17 protein-coding genes are annotated in these 19,336 nt (G+C 43.8%); 5 read left to right on the top strand and 12 right to left on the bottom strand.

The genetic code is table 11. From position 1 onward, the window contains the following. Positions 1 to 146: 146 nt before the first annotated feature. A complete protein-coding gene (locus tag NST56_RS05290; RefSeq protein WP_339180515.1) occupies positions 147 to 1,016 on the bottom strand; it encodes an SDR family oxidoreductase in 870 nt (289 codons plus the stop codon). Positions 1,017 to 1,087: 71 nt separating this feature from the next. Beyond that, the gene (citA, locus tag NST56_RS05285) at positions 1,088 to 2,188 is read right to left on the bottom strand and encodes a citrate synthase CitA (protein ID WP_333513084.1); all 1,101 of its coding nucleotides are present in this window, start codon (positions 2,186 to 2,188) and stop codon (positions 1,088 to 1,090) included. Positions 2,189 to 2,296: 108 nt separating this feature from the next. Between citA and citR the strand changes: the two genes are divergently transcribed. Next, positions 2,297 to 3,172 carry a transcriptional regulator CitR gene (gene citR / locus NST56_RS05280; RefSeq protein WP_168747296.1) on the top strand — a complete coding sequence of 292 codons (876 nt, stop codon included), beginning with the start codon at positions 2,297 to 2,299 and terminating at the stop codon, positions 3,170 to 3,172. A 69-nt stretch (positions 3,173 to 3,241) separates the two neighbouring features. Here citR and NST56_RS05275 read toward each other — a convergent pair whose 3' ends face one another. Beyond that, positions 3,242 to 4,243, bottom strand: coding sequence for a peptidoglycan endopeptidase (locus NST56_RS05275; protein WP_229147624.1), 1,002 nt, complete (start codon positions 4,241 to 4,243; stop codon positions 3,242 to 3,244). Positions 4,244 to 4,779: 536 nt separating this feature from the next. Between NST56_RS05275 and NST56_RS05270 the strand changes: the two genes are divergently transcribed. Beyond that, positions 4,780 to 6,156, top strand: coding sequence for an alkaline phosphatase (locus tag NST56_RS05270; RefSeq protein WP_010333539.1), 1,377 nt, complete (start codon positions 4,780 to 4,782; stop codon positions 6,154 to 6,156). A gap of 30 nt (positions 6,157 to 6,186) precedes the next feature. Here the strand turns inward: NST56_RS05270 and spoVR are convergent, their stop codons facing one another. Next, positions 6,187 to 7,593 carry a stage V sporulation protein SpoVR gene (spoVR, locus tag NST56_RS05265; RefSeq protein WP_029441196.1) on the bottom strand — a complete coding sequence of 469 codons (1,407 nt, stop codon included), beginning with the start codon at positions 7,591 to 7,593 and terminating at the stop codon, positions 6,187 to 6,189. A gap of 301 nt (positions 7,594 to 7,894) precedes the next feature. Here spoVR and nsrR point away from each other — a divergent pair, with 301 nt between their 5' ends. Beyond that, positions 7,895 to 8,335, top strand: a complete 441-nt coding sequence (nsrR, locus tag NST56_RS05260) for a nitric oxide-sensing transcriptional repressor NsrR (protein ID WP_229147619.1) — start codon at positions 7,895 to 7,897, stop codon at positions 8,333 to 8,335. A gap of 152 nt (positions 8,336 to 8,487) precedes the next feature. Continuing rightward, positions 8,488 to 9,921, top strand: coding sequence for a LysM peptidoglycan-binding domain-containing protein (locus tag NST56_RS05255; RefSeq protein WP_339180505.1), 1,434 nt, complete (start codon positions 8,488 to 8,490; stop codon positions 9,919 to 9,921). Between the two features lie 42 nt (positions 9,922 to 9,963). On the opposite strand, the gene NST56_RS05250 is transcribed toward NST56_RS05255, so the two are convergent. After that, on the bottom strand, positions 9,964 to 10,287 hold the full coding sequence (locus NST56_RS05250) for a YqzG/YhdC family protein (RefSeq protein WP_168747292.1): 324 nt from the start codon (positions 10,285 to 10,287) through the stop codon (positions 9,964 to 9,966). Between the two features lie 201 nt (positions 10,288 to 10,488). Between NST56_RS05250 and NST56_RS05245 the strand changes: the two genes are divergently transcribed. Next, positions 10,489 to 10,731, top strand: coding sequence for a YhdB family protein (locus NST56_RS05245; protein ID WP_010333534.1), 243 nt, complete (start codon positions 10,489 to 10,491; stop codon positions 10,729 to 10,731). A gap of 14 nt (positions 10,732 to 10,745) precedes the next feature. Here the strand turns inward: NST56_RS05245 and NST56_RS05240 are convergent, their stop codons facing one another. The 7 genes from NST56_RS05240 to NST56_RS05210 form a co-directional block, all read right to left on the bottom strand. Beyond that, a complete protein-coding gene (locus NST56_RS05240) occupies positions 10,746 to 11,270 on the bottom strand; it encodes an NADPH-dependent FMN reductase (protein WP_168747291.1) in 525 nt (174 codons plus the stop codon). After that, entirely contained in the window at positions 11,267 to 11,914 is a 648-nt protein-coding gene (locus tag NST56_RS05235; RefSeq protein WP_339180502.1) for a response regulator transcription factor, read from the bottom strand. Before NST56_RS05235 ends, NST56_RS05240 begins: the two co-directional genes overlap by 4 nt. Beyond that, on the bottom strand, positions 11,911 to 13,053 hold the full coding sequence (locus NST56_RS05230; protein ID WP_339180500.1) for a GAF domain-containing sensor histidine kinase: 1,143 nt from the start codon (positions 13,051 to 13,053) through the stop codon (positions 11,911 to 11,913). Before NST56_RS05230 ends, NST56_RS05235 begins: the two co-directional genes overlap by 4 nt. 144 nt (positions 13,054 to 13,197) lie before the next feature. Continuing rightward, on the bottom strand, positions 13,198 to 14,943 hold the full coding sequence (locus NST56_RS05225; protein ID WP_339180497.1) for a phospho-sugar mutase: 1,746 nt from the start codon (positions 14,941 to 14,943) through the stop codon (positions 13,198 to 13,200). 133 nt (positions 14,944 to 15,076) lie between these two features. After that, the gene (gene glpD / locus NST56_RS05220) at positions 15,077 to 16,744 is read right to left on the bottom strand and encodes a glycerol-3-phosphate dehydrogenase (RefSeq protein WP_229148167.1); all 1,668 of its coding nucleotides are present in this window, start codon (positions 16,742 to 16,744) and stop codon (positions 15,077 to 15,079) included. A gap of 140 nt (positions 16,745 to 16,884) precedes the next feature. Beyond that, a complete protein-coding gene (glpK, locus tag NST56_RS05215; protein WP_010333529.1) occupies positions 16,885 to 18,375 on the bottom strand; it encodes a glycerol kinase GlpK in 1,491 nt (496 codons plus the stop codon). Positions 18,376 to 18,393: 18 nt separating this feature from the next. Then, positions 18,394 to 19,218, bottom strand: a complete 825-nt coding sequence (locus NST56_RS05210) for an MIP/aquaporin family protein (RefSeq protein WP_010333528.1) — start codon at positions 19,216 to 19,218, stop codon at positions 18,394 to 18,396. Positions 19,219 to 19,336: the final 118 nt, after the last annotated feature.

The raw sequence follows: 19,336 nt of genomic DNA, 5'->3' as shown, positions 1-19,336 counted from the left end.
TGGTGATGAATCATTCCTTTCTCCTACTCAATATTATATATAAAAATCTAAAAATGAAAACTAAATTTTTAAAAAATTCGACAAATTTCTGCACTGGCCTATTTTCATGCACAAAAAAACCAGCAATTCTGCTGGTTTTTTGTACATTATGTTGAAATAAAACGGCCGCCATTCACATGAATCGTCTGTCCCGTCATATAGGAAGATTCATCAGATGCGAGTAAAACGTATACACCTGCATGCTCAACCGGCTGTCCCGGTCTGCCCATCGGCGTATCAAGTCCATGCTGTTTCACTTTTTCTTCCGGGAATGTCGCCGGGATTAGCGGTGTCCAAATCGGGCCGGGCGCCACCGCATTTACTCTGATGCCTTTATCCACAAGAGATTTGCTCATTGATCGTGTAAAGGAGACAATTGCACCCTTTGTACTGGAATAATCAATTAATGCGGTATCTCCTTCATAAGCGGTAATCGATGTCGTATTAATGATTGCGCTCCCTTCTTTCAAGTGAGGCAACGCTTTCTTTGTCATATGAAACATGGCAAAAATGTTCGTGCGGAAGGTTTTTTCAAGCTGTTCTGTTGAAATATCAAGAATACTGTCCTGCGGGTGCTGTTCAGCAGCGTTGTTAACCAAAATATCCAGCTTTCCAAAATGGTCTACGGTTTGCTGTACAGCCTGTTCACAATGCTTCTCATCTCCGATATCCCCAGGAATCAGCAGGCAGCGGACGTTTTCCTGTTCAACTTGTTTTCGCGTTTCCTCCGCGTCAGAATGTTCGTCCAGATAAAGAATGGAGACGTCTGCCCCTTCTTTTGCATACGCAATTGCTGCCGCTCTCCCGATTCCGCTGTCGCCTCCTGTAATGATCGCGACTTTTCCTTTCAGTTTTCCGCTTCCTTTATAATCACGGTCTTCTGTTAAAGGAAAAGGATTCATTTCAGACTCAATCCCCGGCTGTCGGTCCTGCCGCTGCGGTTCTTGTCCTTCTATTTGTCTGTCCATTGGGTTCATATTGATCACTCCTAGACATGATGATATTGAATGTTTACCACATCACAGAAGCGAATAAACTGCAAAATATGTTATGAAAGTACTTCTTCAGGAATAGCCCCTGTATATTTAGCTGACGGACGGAAAATCACGTTGTTTTCTGCTTGCTCCAGCACATGTGCGCACCAGCCTACCATTCGGCTTGCTGAAAACGTCGGTGTAAACAAGTCATCATCAAAATCAATCGCCTTCATGACAGCAGCTGCATAAAATTCAACGTTTGTGTACAGCTTGCGGCCCGGTTTGTAGATGTCCAGCAAACGGATCGCTTCTGCCTCCACATGCAGCGCCAGATCCAAATCACGGTCATCGCCTGCAACCTCTTCAGCTTTCTGTCTCAAAGCTTCTGCCCGCGGATCTTTCGTCTTATACACGCGGTGCCCAAATCCCATCAGGCGTTCTCCTTTTTCAAGCTTTGCTGTCAAATACGCTGCAGCATTCGCTTTTTCTCCAATGTCTTCAAGCATTTTTGTTACAGCAGAAGGAGCCCCTCCATGAAGCGGGCCTTTCATCGTGCCAAGCGCCGCGGTAATGGCCGATACCAAATCACTCTCTGTAGACAAAGTAACCCGTGCCGAAAAAGTTGATGCGTTCATGCCATGCTCCATGGCCAGAATCATATATGTTTCAAGCGCTTTCTTTTTTGCTTCTGAAGGCTGTTCACCTGTGAGCATATAATAATAGTTTTCAACATGTCCGTACTGGGAAGATGGTTCAATGGCTTGCTCGCCGCGCACCCAGCGTTTTCTGTAAGCGATAATAGACGGCGTGATGGCAATCAGCCGAATCGCTTCTTCTATTTTTGGATAAAACGTGTACGTATTTTCCCCTAATGCTGAAACAACCGTTCTCAGCACCGACATGTCGTCCATGTTATTAGGCAGCGACTGAATCAAACTTTCTATGCGGTCAGGCAAGTTTCGCTCCGCGATCAGCTTTTCTTCAAATGTCCGTAATTCATCTGATGCCGGCAGTTTTCCAAATAAAATCAAGTAAGCGGCTTCTTCAAAGCTGTGTTGCAGCGCGATGTCTTTTGCATGATGCCCTCTGTAGATAAGGCGCCCTTTTTCGCCGTCAATATGGCTGATTGATGTGTCCACACATGTAATTCCCTTTAATCCGTAATGTACCATTTGTATTCCCCCTATCCTTTTCTGTTATTATAGTAAATATAATATTTAAAAAATATTGAATATTTTAAAGGGAATTAATTAAAAATATTAATCAGAGGGAGAATGGAAATGGATTTCAAATGGCTTCACACCTTTGTGACCGCTGCGAAATATGAAAACTTCAGAAAAACAGCGGAAACGCTTTTTTTATCTCAGCCCACTGTAACTGTACATATCAAGCAATTAGAAAAAGAAATCAGCTGCAAGCTGTTCGAGCGAAAAGGCAGACAGATTCAGTTAACCGATGAAGGCAGGGCTTATTTGCCGTTTGCACTAAGGCTGCTTGATGACTATGAAAACAGCATGGCAGAGCTCCACAGAGTAAGACAAGGCTACTCTCAAACCTTACAGCTCGCGGTTTCGCCGCTTATTGCCGATACTGTGCTTCCATCTGTTATGAAACGATACACATCAATGAATACTGAAACAGAAATTGCAGTGAAGATTTTTGAATCGGCAGAAATCTCGTCTCTGATTAAATCTGGCGAGGCGGATATCGGACTGAGCTGTTTAAAAGTCCAGTCTTCTTCTTTAACATGCCACTGTTTATATAAGGACCCAGTCGTCCTCGTTGCGCCTCCTGATCGGCGCTTCACAGCAGACGAAGAAATTGATGCCAAAGAGGTGCTTGAGCAGTACCTGCTTTTGACCCACAATCATCCTGACTACTGGGACGACTTACTCCGTCAAGTCAGAGTGACCCTTCCTTTTGTGAGGACAATGAAAGTCACACAAACCCATATAACGAAACGGTTTATAAAAGAAGGACTTGGCGTTTCATTCCTCCCCTTATCTACAGTAAAGCGCGAATTAGAGGAGAAACAGATGATCAGAATCCCTTACCATTCTGTGCAGCTGCCCTATGCCGGTGCTTATGCGATCGCCCTTTATGAAAATAAGAAGGAAAAAAAGTTTTTGGACTTTTTATCACATTTTCATTTTTAGATGTAACCAAAACAAAGATGCTCCGTCTAATGAAAAAAACCCGTTCTATGAACGGGTTACTTTGTAAAATTAGAATCTTTTCGCACCAAGGTAGCGAGGCTTCCAGTAGCTGTTGTTCAGGCTGCTGATTTGTACGCCGTCAGATCCTGCATGAACGAAACTGTTGTTTCCAACGTAAATCCCCATGTGAGAAGGGCCGGATTTATATGTTGTAAAGAATACGAAATCACCGACAGACGGGCTGGCAATGCTCTTCATGGAGCTCCAATATCCCGCAGTGCTCGTTCTTGCCACACTTGTTTGTTTGTTTAATACGTACCAAATGAATCCGCTGCAGTCAAAACCGGAAGTTGTTGTTCCGCCCCATTTGTACGGCGTTCCAGTTAGCGCTTTTGCATCAGAGACCAGTTTGCTTACGTTAAGTGATGTAGATGATACTTTGCTGCTTGAGCTAGATGAAGGCTTAGATGAAGTTACAGTTTTTGAACCTGTTCCTTTCACCTTCAATACTTGTCCGACATAGATTAAATCTGATTTTAAGCCATTGAGACTCTTTAATTTGCTAACCGTTGTACCGTATTTTTTCGCGATTTTAGATAGACTGTCGCCGCGCACTACTTTGTATGTAGAAGTTGCAGACGTAGACACGTTTGATGAGTTTGAACTGCTTGAACTGCTTGAGCCCTTCACTTTCAGAACTTGTCCGATACGGAGAAGATCTGATTTTAAGCCATTCAGTTTTTTCAGTTCATTGATCGTCATGCCGTATTTTTTAGAAATTTTCCAAAGGCTGTCGCCGCTCACTACTTTGTATGTAGAAGAAGATGAACTGCTTTTTGAACTTGATGCTGTCGATTTACCGTTAATGGATAAAGTCTGTCCTGCGTAAATGATATCGGAATGAAGCTTGTTTTCTGATTTAATTTTACTTATTGTCGTGCCGTATTTTCTTGAAAGATCCCATAACGTGTCGCCTTTTTTTACCTTGACGCTTTGTGCAGATGCCGCTCCTGCAAATAAAGTCGATCCTAAAACAACCGCTGTTGTAGCTGTAATGATTTGCTTTTTCATGTTTTCCTCCCTAAATATGTATATCTATGTTTATCTCTTTTTTTAATTAATCATCTTGTTTTCTATTATAAGGTTGTATTCCCAATAGAAATAGTCTTGACTTCACGTGACAAATTTCTTAATTATTCGTTTTCAAAAAAAGTTTTTAAGGGTATTAAATATTTCATTTTCGTTTCAAAGGTGACAAAAAACGAGTGCTTTTGTCATGTTATTTGGGCGCTTTATCAACATTTAGGAAATAATTGAAGGGAATTTAGGTATTTAGAACATAGCGGAAGAATGAGAGACTGATAGCATTCGATAAAAACTGCGATTATTCGCAGTTTTTTTATTTAAACAACCATATCACGCATCAAACATGTGGTAAAGATTTTTCTGGAAAAATGAATGCTTTGATAAAAGAAAGGCAAGATAACGGAACAGCCATTTTATATTCATCACAATCCTTTACTGAATATTTACAGGATCAACTGCCGCACTTTACAAACATTCCCTATCGTAATAAGCAGAACAAATTAAAGGAGGCCTGCAAGAAAATGAGCCTGTTTCAAAAAATGAAATCAAAATTGCTGCCAGTCGCAGCTGTTTCCGTGCTTACAGCCGGTATATTCGCCGGTGCAGAGCTGCAGCAGACCGAAAAAGCAAGCGCCAAAAAACAAAACAAAGATGAGATCAGAAATGTCATTGTGATGATTGGTGACGGCATGGGAGCATCATACATAAACGCCTACCGTTCCTTGAAAAATAACGGTGAAACACCGAACAACCCGACGTTAACTGAATTTGACCGGAACCTGACAGGTATGATGATGACGCATCCGGATGACCCTGACTATAATATTACAGATTCAGCAGCTGCCGGAACAGCATTAGCGACAGGCGTTAAGACATATAACAATGCAATTGGCGTCGATAAAAACGGAAAAAAAGTAAAATCAATACTTGAAGAAGCCAAACAGCAAGGCAAGTCAACAGGGCTTGTCGCAACTTCTGAAATTAACCACGCCACACCCGCAGCATACGGCGCCCACAATGAATCCCGGAAAAACATGAACCAAATCGCCAACAGCTATATGGATGATAAAATAAAAGGCAAACAAAAAATTGACGTTTTGCTTGGCGGCGGAAAATCCTACTTTACCCGCAAGGACAGAAATTTAACGAAAGAATTTAAGCAAGCGGGCTACAGCTATGTGACAACAAAACAAGCGCTGAAGAAAAATAAAGATCAGCAAGTGCTCGGGCTTTTTGCAGACGGAGGGCTTGATAAAGCGCTCGACCGCGACAGCAAAACCCCATCCCTGAAAGATATGACTGTTTCAGCAATTGACCGGCTGAATCAAAATAAAAAAGGATTTTTCTTGATGGTCGAAGGCAGCCAAATTGACTGGGCCGCTCATGACAATGATACTGTCGGAGCCATGAGCGAGGTAAGAGATTTTGAACAGGCGTATAAAGCTGCCATTGAATTCGCGAAAAAAGATAAACATACACTGGTGATAGCAGCTGCTGATCATACGACAGGCGGATTTACCATTGGGGCAAACGGTGAAAAAAATTGGCATGCGGAGCCTATATTGGCCGCGAAAAAAACACCTGAATTTATGGCCAAAAAAATCAGCGAAGGCAAACCTGTCAAAGATGTGCTGGCCCGCTATACAGATCTGGATTTTACACGTGAAGAAATCAAAAGCGTTGAAGCCGCTTCACAAGCTGACAAAAGCAAAGGCGCATACAAAGCCATCATCAAGATTTTCAACACCCGTTCTAACAGCGGCTGGACCAGTACCGATCATACCGGTGAAGAAGTGCCGGTATACGCGTACGGCCCCGGAAAAGAGAAATTCAGCGGACTGATCAACAATACCGATCAGGCAAAAATCATATTTAGGATTTTGAAAACAGGAAAATAAAAAGGATGCAGATCGCTGCATCCTTTTTTCTTATAAATACCTGCGGTGAACCCCTTTTCCGTCATACGAAAACATCACTTGCTTATCCTCCAGCACGGATTCGATATGCACGCTTCTTCCCCACAGCTGGTATAAATAAGGAAGCACTTTCTCCAAGTATTTCAAATCCAGTTCTATGCCCTCATACCAATGCTTAATTAAGAGCTCGTTATTTTTCAAATAATCCCCATCGTCTACAGTCAAATACGGAAACCCACCGTTTACCCGCATGCTCACAAGCTGGTCGCGCACAGCCTCCCACTCTTTATCGACGATTTTGTAGTCTCTGCCCTGCTTTTGGAACAAGTAAAGGTCCTCGCGCATCACTAAATCTTTTGTTAAATAATTGCGGATGAATGAGATATCTGATTCAATCTCTCTGACTTCAAACATTTTTTCCCGGCCCGCGTTCGGCTTGACGCCCATTTTCTTCATTTCCTCAGTCGGATTGTTATACCGTTCCTCAATATCTTCAAAAATCTTCAGTCCCAAATAATAAGGGTTGATTCCCGTTTTTGACGGCTGGACAACCCCGGCATTCAGCTTGGCGAACTCTATCGCTTCATCAGAGGTTAAATCAAGCTCCCGGATAATTCTTTGATGCCAGTATGAAGCCCATCCTTCATTCATTATCTTCGTTTCCAGCTGAGGCCAGAAATAAAGCATTTCTTCTCTCATCATCGTCAAAATATCACGCTGCCACGGCTCAAGTTCCCTTGAATGCTCCTCAATAAAAAGCAGAATATCTTTTTCGGGCCGAGGCGGGAAAGGTTTTTTTGATTTTTTCAATTGTTTTCTCGGTTTCTTCTCATCTAAATTCCATAGATCATCGTACGGCGTAGCCATTTCCTCACACTCTTCTTCCTCATCATCCACACTCCACTGGAGCTTCGGACGCACCAAAGACGGATCGATATGCTCCTGGATTGAAAGAATCGCGTCTAAAAAGGCCTCTACTTCCTGGATTCCATGAATGCGTTCATAATGCTTAATCCGCTCCGCCGTGGCTGCCATGCTTTCCACCATGTCACGCTTCGTGTTTTGGAAGCGGCAGTTGTTTTTGAAAAAGTCACAGTGGGCGAGAACGTGGGCGACAATCAATTTATTTTGAATCAGTGAATTGCTGTCCAGCAAAAAGGCGTAGCATGGGTCTGAGTTAATGACAAGCTCATAAATTTTGCTTAATCCAAGGTCATAATGCAGTTTCATTTTGTGAAACTGTTTCCCGAAGCTCCAGTGGCTGAATCTCGTCGGCATCCCGTACGCGCCGAATGTATAAATAATTTCAGCCGGGCAGATTTCATACCTCATCGGATAGAAATCAAGGCCGAATCCTTTTGCTACTTCGGTAATTTCCTCAATCGCCCGCTGTAATCCCTTTTTCTCCTCCGCGTTCAACCGAATCCCCCCTACTTGGACTTATCTATAATGTATGAGCCCGCCTGACAAAAGATGATAAGTCACATTTCTGCCTGACAAAAACGTGCCCGGCACACTAACCTGTTTGCCGAATGTGTCATTGAACGCAACATTCAAAAGATGAAGTTGATTACGAAAAACCGGTCAAAACAAAATCCTCCGAATGACATGCACTAAGAAAATCGTATGCTCAGCTTCTATTAAAAGGAAAATTCCTTTTTTTTCATTTTATAATAGATTGTGATAAGATATAGAAAATGTCTTATTCCGAGGTCTTAATATGAAGTTAACAAATTATACAGATTATTCATTACGAGTTTTGATTTTTCTGGCTGCAGAACGTCCCGGAGAACTTTCAAATATAAAACAGATCGCCGAAACGTATTCTATTTCAAAAAATCATCTCATGAAAGTCATATATAGGCTCGGTCAGCTCGGATACGTGGAAACGATACGCGGACGAGGCGGCGGCATACGTTTAGGCATGGATCCTGAAGACATTAATATCGGAGAGGTCGTCAGAAAAACAGAAGACGATTTTAATATTGTTGAATGTTTTGATGCGAATAGAAATCTCTGTATTATTTCTCCGGTGTGCGGCTTAAAACACGTGCTTAATGAAGCGCTTATGGCCTATCTTGCCGTTCTAAACAGATACACGCTGCGAGACCTTGTCAAAAACAAAGAGGAGATTATGCAGCTTTTGAAAATGAAGGAATAATTGATGATTCCTTCTTTTTTTATGCCTTTTTTCATGCGTTCTGTTAAGAAAATGTGACTGATTTTTTTAAAAAGCAAAACGATGAGATGAATCTGCCGATATAAAAAAGAAACAGCATATTCAAAATCATTGGGGGAAAAAGGAGAGCTAAGATGAAAAAAAAATTAGCAGCAGGGCTGACAGCAACCGCGATTGTCAGCTCAACATTAGCGATTACACCCGCTGAAGCAGCAACGATTAAAGTCAAAAGCGGAGATTCCTTATGGAAGCTGGCGCAAACCTATAACACAAGTGTAGCAGCCATTTCATCCGCCAACCATCTTTCGACGACCGTCCTGTCAATTGGCCAGACGCTTACCATTCCAGGCAGCAAATCCGACACTTCATCATCTTCTTCAGGGTCAAAAAAGAAGAGCGGGAATGCTGTTTATACAGTGAAAAGCGGCGATTCACTATGGCTGATTGCCAATGAGTATAAGATGTCGGTACAAGAACTGAAAAAGTTAAACGGATTGAACAGTGACATGATTCGTGCAGGCCAGAAATTAAAAGTATCCGGAAAAGTTTCTTCACATTCAAGTTCCGGCACTTCAAGCAGCTCCAAATCGAGCTCAAGCTCTTCAGCTAAGACTGGCACTTACAAAGTGCAGCTTGGTGATTCGCTTTGGAAAATCGCAAACAAAGTCAATATGTCCATCGCTGAATTGAAGGTACTGAACAATTTGAAATCAGATACCATTTATGTGAATCAAGTGTTAAAAACAAAATCAGCGGGTTCTCATTCGTCATCCAAAGACAATTCATCCAAATCGAATCAATCAGCGTCAGCAACAACGAAGTACACCGTGAAAAGCGGAGACTCACTTTGGAAAATCGCAAACAAATATAACCTGACTGTACAGCAAATCCGAAACAGCAACAATCTGAAATCAGACGTTCTGTACGTTGGACAAGTGCTAAAGCTGACCGGCAAATCATCTTCCGGCACATCAACATCACCGTCTTCGTCAAATTCAAGCTCCGGCACCACGACGACTACATATACGGTGAAGAGCGGTGATTCCTTATGGGTGATCGCTCAAAAGTTCAATGTGACAGCCCAGCAGATTCGGGAGAAAAACAACTTGAAAACCGATGTCTTACAAATCGGCCAGAAGCTCACGATTACAGGCAAAGCTTCATCCTCTTCTTCAAGTTCCGGATCTTCAGGCAGCACCATCTCAACCAGTGCGAAGATTAACAAAATGATCGCGGCCGCTAAGGAGCAGCTTGGCGTTCCATATCGCTGGGGAGGAACGACACCGGCCGGATTTGACTGCAGCGGATTCATTTACTATGCGCTAAACAAAGTCACATCTGTGTCCAGATTAACGGCGGCCGGCTACTGGAATACCATGAAACCTGTCAGCCAGCCTGCAGTCGGAGACTTTGTCTTCTTTTCGACATACAAAGCCGGTCCTTCTCATGTCGGGATTTATCTCGGAAACGGGGAATTCATTAATGCCAACGACTCCGGGGTTGTCATTTCAAATATGAACAACTCATACTGGAAACAGCGCTACCTCGGTGCAAAGCGTTATTTCTAAAAATGAAACTGTATGGCCTTTGTCGGCTGTACAGTTTTTTTATTAAAGACGAAACACATTGATGCTGATCATATGTTTTGTCACAGGGTGAAAATATACTTCAGCTCGCACGGAAAATGTTTCGTCATTCTGTCTGACGGTCACCCGAAAAACATCCTTTGTTTGCTGGTCATTCACCTCGGTCCGCCCCATATAGGCGTAATCGGAAAAAGAAGCCCCTTTATATTCATCTTGAATTTTACTCCAAGCGAGCTGTTCCCACTTTTGAACAGACTCGTTCATGTTTTCTGAATGCCCTTTTGCAGCCATTGATACGAGGATTAGTCCGCAAAAAAGAAGCGCAATCGTATACGGCAGAGATTTCATGTGTTCAGTCTCCTGTACCCAGATTATTTTCCTCTTAGGTTTTCCAAAACGGCTTTCTTCATTCAGACATTTTCATTTTATGTCTCCCTCATATTGCTACCCCAGTTCTGACGCAGACACCAAGTTTTGCACCGTCAATAACAGCTGATACGGCATAAACTAATCCTGAACTTCTCACACAGGAAAGGAGAAGCGGTTGACATGGATTATGCTGATTATGACAAAGCACTGTATTACACCCATCGTTCCCAATGGGATAACTTATTAATTTTAATGGTGCGGACAGAGGATGATTTGTTATCAAAACGAATTGAGCACTTTTTGCATGCATACCATTTTGAACAGGATTATGCTGTATTAGAAAAGGTGCTGTATTCTCTTCTCCGCTATATTGACCATGCCACTGAGCTGACATATGAGGATCAATTAACGCTTCTCACATAAAACAAACCCCGGGGTTAGACGCCGGGGTTTCCTGTATTTGCGAACATGTGCAATTCTTCCATCAGCTCTTTTATGCTGACCGCCATGTGTTCTGTTACTGTTGCATTTTCCACATCAATCGTTACCGGATCAAGCACAAGCTGCCTCGGAATGACATTGGCATATAAGCCCCGCATCACGGTTCTCATATTGTTCAGCGCATTGATTCCGCCTTTTCCGCCGCCTGCTGCTGCCAAAAGTGCTACTGGCTTATATTTGAATTGTTCGTTGCTTAAAAAATCCAGTGCATTTTTTAAAGTGCCGCTCATGCCGCTGTGATATTCAGGAGATAGTAATACAATCGCATCCGCTTCGCTGACACGCTGCTTTAGCTCCTGTACCCGCATAAGTTCAGCCTGGTCGGCTTCACCGTTAAATAACGGCAATATAAATTCGCTTAAATCAATCAAATCCGTGTGATACAGAGATGATATAAAGGCTGCCGCAACTCTTGTCCTGCCATGTTTTCTCGGCGAGCCGCTCATGACTAATATGTTCATTTGGTGATCTCTCCATTCAGGTTGTATTTCACTGCAAATAGCGCCGCTTGTGTGCGGTCCGCCAGCTCAAGCTTTGCTAAAAGATTAGACACATGAGTTTTTACTGTTTTTTCTGAAATAAACAACGATGCCGCGATTTCTTTATTGCTTTTTCCGCAAGCAATTTCATTTAGCACATCTCTTTCGCGCCGGGTTAATTGATAATATTTTTCTTTTTCCGGTTCATTCTGTTTTTTCATATGTGTCAGCACATGGGGCATAATAGCTGAAGATAGCATGTATTCACCTGAATAGACCTGTCTCAATGTTTTCACCAATTCCTCCGGCTCTGTATCCTTCAGCTGATACGCCTTCGCTCCTGCCTGAAGCGCAGGGATGACATGCTCCTGATCGGAGTAGCTCGTCAGTACGATGATATGCACGCCGGGAAATTGCTGTACTGCTTTTTTTGTTGCCACTATTCCATCCATTTCCGGCATCGACAGATCTATCAGCACGAGATCCGGCTTTGTTTCTTCAATGACACGGAGGGCCTCAATTCCGGTTGCCGCTTCTCCGACAACGTCAATGTCGTCCTTGGTGGCAAAGAAAAAACGAAGCCCCTTCCGGACAACATGGTGATCATCCGCAATGACAATTCTCATCTCACTGTCCTTCCTTTCTGATTGGTGAGCGGAAGCCTGACGGACAGCTTCGTGCCCGCTCCAAGTTCTGATTCAATGAAAAATTCCGCGCCGGCTTTTTCTGCCCGTTCTTTCATTCCTTTGATGCCAAGTGAAGGCAGTCCGGCGTGCGCTTCATAACAAAACCCTATCCCATGATCGATAATATCCAGTTCTGTATAGGACGAAGAAAAAGCCATTCTGACATATGCCGTATCAGTCCCGGCATGCTTTTTGCAATTATTGAGGGCTTCCTGCGCGACACGCCACAGCATATGCTCCTCTTCATCACGAAGGACCGGACATCCGTTTTGTGTAAAGACGACATTCAATCCGATCAGTGTGCCGTAGCTTTTAATGGCTTCAGCCAGCCCTTTTTCTAATCCTCCGGGGCGAAGCTGCCAGATTAAGGACTTCATTTCAGCCAGAGCGTCCTGTGATAAAGTTTGAATAAAATCAATCATTTGCTGCAGGGTCTCGTCCTGTGTTAATGTCTTTGCCGCTTTGGCAGTTAAACTGACGGAAAACAGCATCTGGTTGACTGAATCATGCAGCTCCTGAGCGAGACGGTTCCGCTCCATTAAAAGAGCGTTTTTTTGTTCGTATTCAGCAAGCCTCATCCGCTGTATTGCCGTTCCGATCTGAAAAGCAACGGCCTCCAGCAAATGAAGCTCCTCCTCATCAAAAAGTGTTTTTCCGGCCGCCGCCACATTTAATAAACCAAACCGTCTGTCTCCATCTTCTAAGGGAACGGTCGCATGATGGGTAATCCCTTCTGTGTCAAAACAATGCAGCTCTTCAGCTGATTCTATGCGTTTACAGTTCATAATATTGGCTGCTTTTCTAAGTCCGCCGTTATTGAATTTCGTCAGGCAATAGCACTCCCCTTCACACATCAGCACTTTTTCCCTGCGGCTTAAAGCAGGCGGCAGGTATGCGTCTGCGGCTAAGGTATAGGAACCGTCCTCTTCAATGAGAAAGATCCATCCAGACTGAAGATTCGTTAAGCTCAGCAATTCTTTTAAAACTTCATTCAGCGTTGCTTTGACATCGTGTCCTTGATTTAAAGTCTCCGCAATGGTTTTCAGCGTTCTTAATTTTTCCATCCTCGGTTTGGTCACGTCTCTCACTCCGGCTATGGTTATTATCTAAGATTATACCAGTTTTTTGAATATTGTTACTTCGCATGACGGATGATTTTCTTTCAGACTTTTGGATGAGAATAGAAAAAAGCTGGATCACTGCATGATCCAGCTTTTTTTGAATTATGTTGCTGTTGCTTCGACAATTTCGTCAACTGTCTTCATAACATCGTCAGAAAGAGCGGCAAGGCGCTGTTCACTATCTTCTAATGAAGTTCCTTTTACGGCGAAATAAAATTTGACCTTCGGCTCAGTACCAGAAGGACGGAGGCAGAACCAAGATCCGTCTTCCAGGAAGTATTTCAGCACGTTTGATTTTGGCAGGTCGATGGCTTCTTCTTTATTTTCCGTCAGAACCATCCGTTTGCTTACAGCGTAATCCTCAGCTGTTACAACCTGTTTACCGGCCATTGTTTTCGGCGGATTTTGTCTGAAGGAAGCAAGAATCGCTTCAATCTGCTCCGCTCCCTGTTTTCCTTTCAATGTCAGTGATTTCAGTCCTTCACGATAAAAGCCATATTCTTTGAAGATATTCATTAACGCTACATATAATGAAGTTCCTTGTTTCTTATAGAACGCGCAAACCTCAACTGCCAAAAGCGCGGCCTGAATGGCATCCTTGTCGCGGGCGAAATCACCGATTAAATAACCATAGCTTTCTTCATACCCGAATTGGAAGGTGTACTGGCCTGAGGCTTCGTATTCTTTAATCTTTTCACCGATAAACTTAAAGCCTGTCAGTGTATCAATCGTATCGAGTCCGAATGAAGATGCGACATCGCGTCCGATTTCACTTGTTACGATTGTTTTGAGAACGACGCCATTCTCAGGCAGGATTCCTTGTTTTTTCTTTTCAGAAAGCAAATAATGAAGCAGCAGCGCGCCGGTTTGGTTTCCTGTCAGCACTGTATATTTGCCTTCATCATTTTTCACCGCAATGCCAAGGCGGTCCGCATCTGGATCTGTTGCGATAAGAATATCTGCATTTTGTTCTTCGCCAAGCTTAATAGCGTATTCAAATGCAGCATGCTCTTCCGGGTTCGGAGATGTTACAGTTGAAAAGTCCGGATCTGGCCGTTCCTGTTCCTTCACAACCGTGACATTTTGATAACCAAGAGCTTCGAGTCCGCGTCTGACCGGTTTGTTTGCGGTTCCATGCAGCGGAGTGAAAACCACTTTCACATCCACTTCTCCGGATAACTCAGGATGAACGGAAATAGATGTCAGTTTTTCAGTATAGACCTTATCAATTTCTTCACCGATGATCTTGATTAAGCCTTTTTCTTTTAGCGCTTCTTCATCGTCAACTGTAATTGTCAGCTCATTTTCGATGGCGTTTACCTGCTCAATGACGATGTCTGCTTCCCGCGGAGGAAGCTGGCCGCCGTCATCACCGTACACTTTGTACCCATTGTATTCAGGCGGGTTATGGCTCGCCGTCACAACAATTCCGCCATAAGCGTTCAATTGTCTGACAGCGAATGACAACTCTGGCGTTGGGCGAAGCTCATCAAACACGTACGTTTGGATGCCTTGTGTAGCAAGTGTTTTTGCCGCTTCCATCGCAAACTCCGGTGATTTATGGCGGGAATCATACGCAATGACAACGCCCCGCTTTTTCGCTTCCTCACCCTGCTGCAAGATGTATGCCGCGAAGCCCGCTGATGCCTTGCGCACCGTGTAAATATTCATCCGATTCGTGCCGGCGCCAATTTCTCCGCGCATCCCCCCAGTTCCGAATTCAAGGTTTTTATAGAAGCAGTCCTCAAGAGCCTGATCATTTCCCTCTAATTCAGTGAGGAGCTTTTTTAATTCAGGATCTAAATTTTCTGTCTGTTTCCAACGTTCATAGCTCTTTCTCCAAGTCATAATTCGTCCTCCTATGTATTAGCCATATGCCATTATTTTAATATGAAGAGAGCGCCCCTGTCACTTGATATCTTGAGATCTGGCGCTTTCTGGCTCATAAAAGAAAAAACGGGCTGCAGACAGCCCGTTTTTTTTATTGCTCGATCGGCACAACCGCATCGTGTAATAGCTTGTTGAGGTTTTCTGTATGTTTATTTTGCGTCTGCTCATCCCACTGGAATCGCTCGCTCATAAAATCAATAACGGCGTCTTTATATGTTTTTACCCAATTAATATCAAAAAATAAACGTCCTGTTCTGCGGACAAAGAAGTCAGCAGGCGTTGCAGTCAATTCTTCTTCAATGCTGTATTCCGCCTCGGCAAGGATATGAACCGGGATATTTCGCTTCACCGCCTCGTCTTTCAGCGCCTCGACTCGATTAAAGACACGCTCTACGTTGGAGCCGTATCTGATAGCCAGCTGTTTCGCATCTTTTTCTGATAAGCCGGCTTCAATGCCTTCTTTCGTTTTCGCTGTCACAAAGGATGCAAGGTTTTTAGATCCTCCGACATGCCCGCCTGAAATCGGCATGTTTTTTGTTTTGCATGGGCCGAAGTCCTTTTCGCCTTCCTCTTTTAACCGATCACGAACAAGATCGACAATGTGCTCCGCCATTTTTCTGTACCCGGTCAGCTTACCGCCGGCAATAGTGATCAAGCCTGAATCTGACGTCCAAATTTCATCTTTGCGTGAAATCTCGGAAGGATCCTTTCCTTCTTCATGAATGAGCGGACGCAGGCCAGCCCAGCTTGATTCGATATCATCCGCTTTAATATTCAGTTCCGGGAACATGTAATTAATTGAATTGATGACGTAATCACGATCCTCAGTTGTCATGCGCGGATGCTCCAGCGCCTCTTTGTAAACGGTATCGGTTGTGCCGACGTATGTTTTGCCTTCACGAGGAATAGCAAACACCATGCGGCCGTCCGGTGTATCGAAATATACCGCCTGTTTCAGAGGGAAGACAGATTGGTCAAATACAAGGTGAATACCTTTTGTATGCTGAAGGTGCTTTCCGTTTTTAGAATGGTCTTTTTCTCTAAGCTGGTCTACCCAAGGGCCTGTCGCATTGACGATTTTTTTCGCATATACTTTATATTCTTTTTTGGTCAAAACGTCTTCAATTAATACACCGACTGCTTTGCCTTTTTCATAAAGGAGTTCTTTCACTTTGGAATAATTCACAGGCTCTGCCCCGAATTTGACCGCTTCCTTCATGACTTCGATTGTCAGTCTCGCATCGTCAGTGCGGTATTCAACATAGTAGCCGCCGCCTTTTAAGCCATCTTTTTTCACCAAAGGCTCTTTTTGCAGCGTTTCTTTTGCTGAAAGCATACTTCTGCGTTCTGATTTTTTTACGCCGGCTAAGAAGTCATAAACCCTTAAACCGATAGAGGTTGTGAAAGAACCGAATGTGCCGCCTTTATGAAACGGAAGCAGCATCCATTCCGGTGTGGTGACGTGCGGGCCGTTTTCATAGACAATTGCCCGCTCTTTCCCTACCTCAGCGACCATTTTCACTTCAAATTGTTTTAAATAGCGCAAGCCGCCATGAACCAATTTTGTTGATCTGCTTGATGTTCCAGCCGCGAAATCCTGCATTTCGCTGAGTGCGACCTTCATTCCCCTTGATGCCGCGTCAAGAGCCGTACCTGCTCCTGTAATTCCTCCTCCGATAATAAATAGATCATATGTTTTTTTCGTCATGTCTGTCAGCATGCGATCCCGCTCAAGACTTGAAAATTGATTTTTCATTATTACGTTTCCTCCTTGTTGTCACGGTAAATAGAAAAAGAGACCACAACAGCCAAAGTGCATGTTCACACTTTGGTGCTGTGGTCTCTCCTCATCTCAGGACCGTTCTTATTAACTTGTCACCATTATAACATACTCTTATCTTATTTAAAAGCCATAGCTGCTTTAACGGCTTTTTGCCAGCCTGTATACAGCTCATTTCGTTTTTCTTCTTCCAATTTAGGTTCATAACGCTTATCCAGTTTCCACTGGTTGATAATTTCAGAACGATCCTTCCAGAATCCCACAGCGATACCTGCCAAATATGCCGCGCCAAGCGCAGTTGTTTCATTGATTTCCGGTCGTTCCACAGGCACATCCAAAATATCCCCTTGAAACTGCATCAAAAAGTTATTTTTAACAACGCCGCCATCCACACGAAGCGTTTTCAATGAAATCTTAGAATCCGCTTCCATTGCATCAAGCACATCTTTCGTCTGATAAGCCAATGACTCCAGCGTGGCACGGATAAAATGTTCTTTTGTTGTGCCTCTTGTCAGGCCGAAAACAGACCCGCGCACATCGCTGTCCCAGTAAGGCGTTCCCAAGCCGACAAAGGCCGGAACGACATATACGCCGTCAGTTGAATCAACCTTTTCCGCGTATGATTCGCTAAGCGAAGAGTCTTGGAACATTCTCATTCCGTCTCTAAGCCATTGGATGGCTGAGCCTGCGACAAAAATACTTCCTTCTAAAGCATATTCAACTTTACCGTCAATGCCCCAGGCGATCGTTGTCAGCAGCCCGTGTTCCGACTTAATTGCTTTTTCCCCTGTATTCATCAGCATAAAACATCCTGTGCCGTATGTGTTTTTCCCCATGCCTGCTTCAAAGCACGCCTGGCCGAACAGCGCGGACTGCTGATCGCCTGCCGCTCCCGCAATCGGAATATTTTTTCCGAAGAAGTGATAGTCAACTGTCTCCGCATACACATGAGAGGACGGTTTGACTTCAGGAAGCATTGATTTCGGCACGCCTAAAATCTCAAGCAGCTCATCGTCCCATTTCAAATCGTAAATATTAAACATCAGCGTTCTTGAGGCATTGGAATAATCCGTCACGTGCGCTTTTCCGCCTGACATTTTCCAAATGAGCCATGTATCAATCGTTCCAAACAAGAGCTCGCCTTTTTCCGCTTTTTCTCTGGCGCCTTCCACATTGTCTAAAATCCATTTCACCTTCGTGCCAGAAAAATATGGATCTATCAAAAGGCCTGTTTTATCTCTGAAGGTATCATTATATCCTTTTTCACGAAGCTCCTCGCAGATTCCAGCCGTTTGTCGTGACTGCCAAACGATCGCATTATACACAGGCTTTCCTGTATCTTTATCCCAAACAACCGCTGTTTCCCTTTGGTTGGTAATGCCGATTCCGGCAATTTGAGAGGCGCTGATTCCCGATTCCGAAATGACTGATGCGATAACAGCAAGGACAGAGCCCCAAATTTCATTTGCATTATGCTCGACCCATCCTGGATGCGGGAAATATTGTGTAAATTCCTTTTGAGCAGAGTGAACGATCTTGCCTTCTTTATCAAACAGAATCGCTCTTGAACTTGTTGTCCCTTGATCTAAGGATAAAATGTAAGTTTCCATAAGATGTCTCCCCTTTGCCTAAATATATTTTGAATTTGATAGTGTTTTAGCTGCATGTTTTTTCGTATAGCCATAGAGTCCTAACAATACCACAACTAATACAACGCTTACAATCCAGAAACTGCTCGTGATCTGCCCCCGAAACGCGGCGTTGTAAAATACACCGCCGAATGATCCGCCCAAAATCGGGCCGGCAACAGGAACCCATGCGTACTTCCAGTTAGATGATCCTTTCCCCGGAATCGGCAGAAGTGCGTGGGCAATCCGCGGGCCTAAGTCGCGGGCGGGATTAATTGCATATCCAGTGGTTCCTCCAAGAGAAATACCGATAGCAACAATGAGAAAACCGACGATTAAAGGGTTAAGTCCCTCTGTAAACTCATTTGCCCCAATCGCCAAAATTCCAAGCACAAGGACAAATGTCCCAATAACCTCACTTAAAACGTTTGCAAACGTATGCGGAATGCTGGGTCCGGTTGAGAAAACACCCAGCTTGGCAGCGGGATCATCGGTAGACTTCCAATGCGGCAGGTAATGAAGGTAAACAACCACCGCACCGATCATTGCTCCGATCATCTGCGCCGCAATGTATACCGGAACCTCTTTCCACGGAAAATCACCAATAAAAGCAAATGCTATTGTTAACGCGGGATTGAGATGGGCGCCGCTGATGCCGCCGACCGCATAAGCGGCCATTGCCACACCCAATCCCCATCCAAATACAATAACAATCCATCCAGATTGATATGAAAGCGATTTCTTTAAATTAACTCCTGCACAAACACCTGCGCCAAAAATAACAAGCAGCATCGTACCGATTAGTTCTCCCCAAAATGCTGTCATAGATAATTCCTCCTAAGGTTGCGATTAAGAAGTATGATAGGGAATAAAAAAACCACAACAAACCGCTTTACGGGTGTATAACCTTTACCGTAAAGAGCTGCTGTGGTCTCCGGATTCT

The organism is Bacillus sp. FSL R5-0560 (assembly GCF_037966305.1).
Taxonomy (GTDB): domain Bacteria; phylum Bacillota; class Bacilli; order Bacillales; family Bacillaceae; genus Bacillus; species Bacillus mojavensis.
Note: the sequence above shows the minus strand (reverse complement) of the source record. Positions and strands in the feature narration are given on the sequence as shown.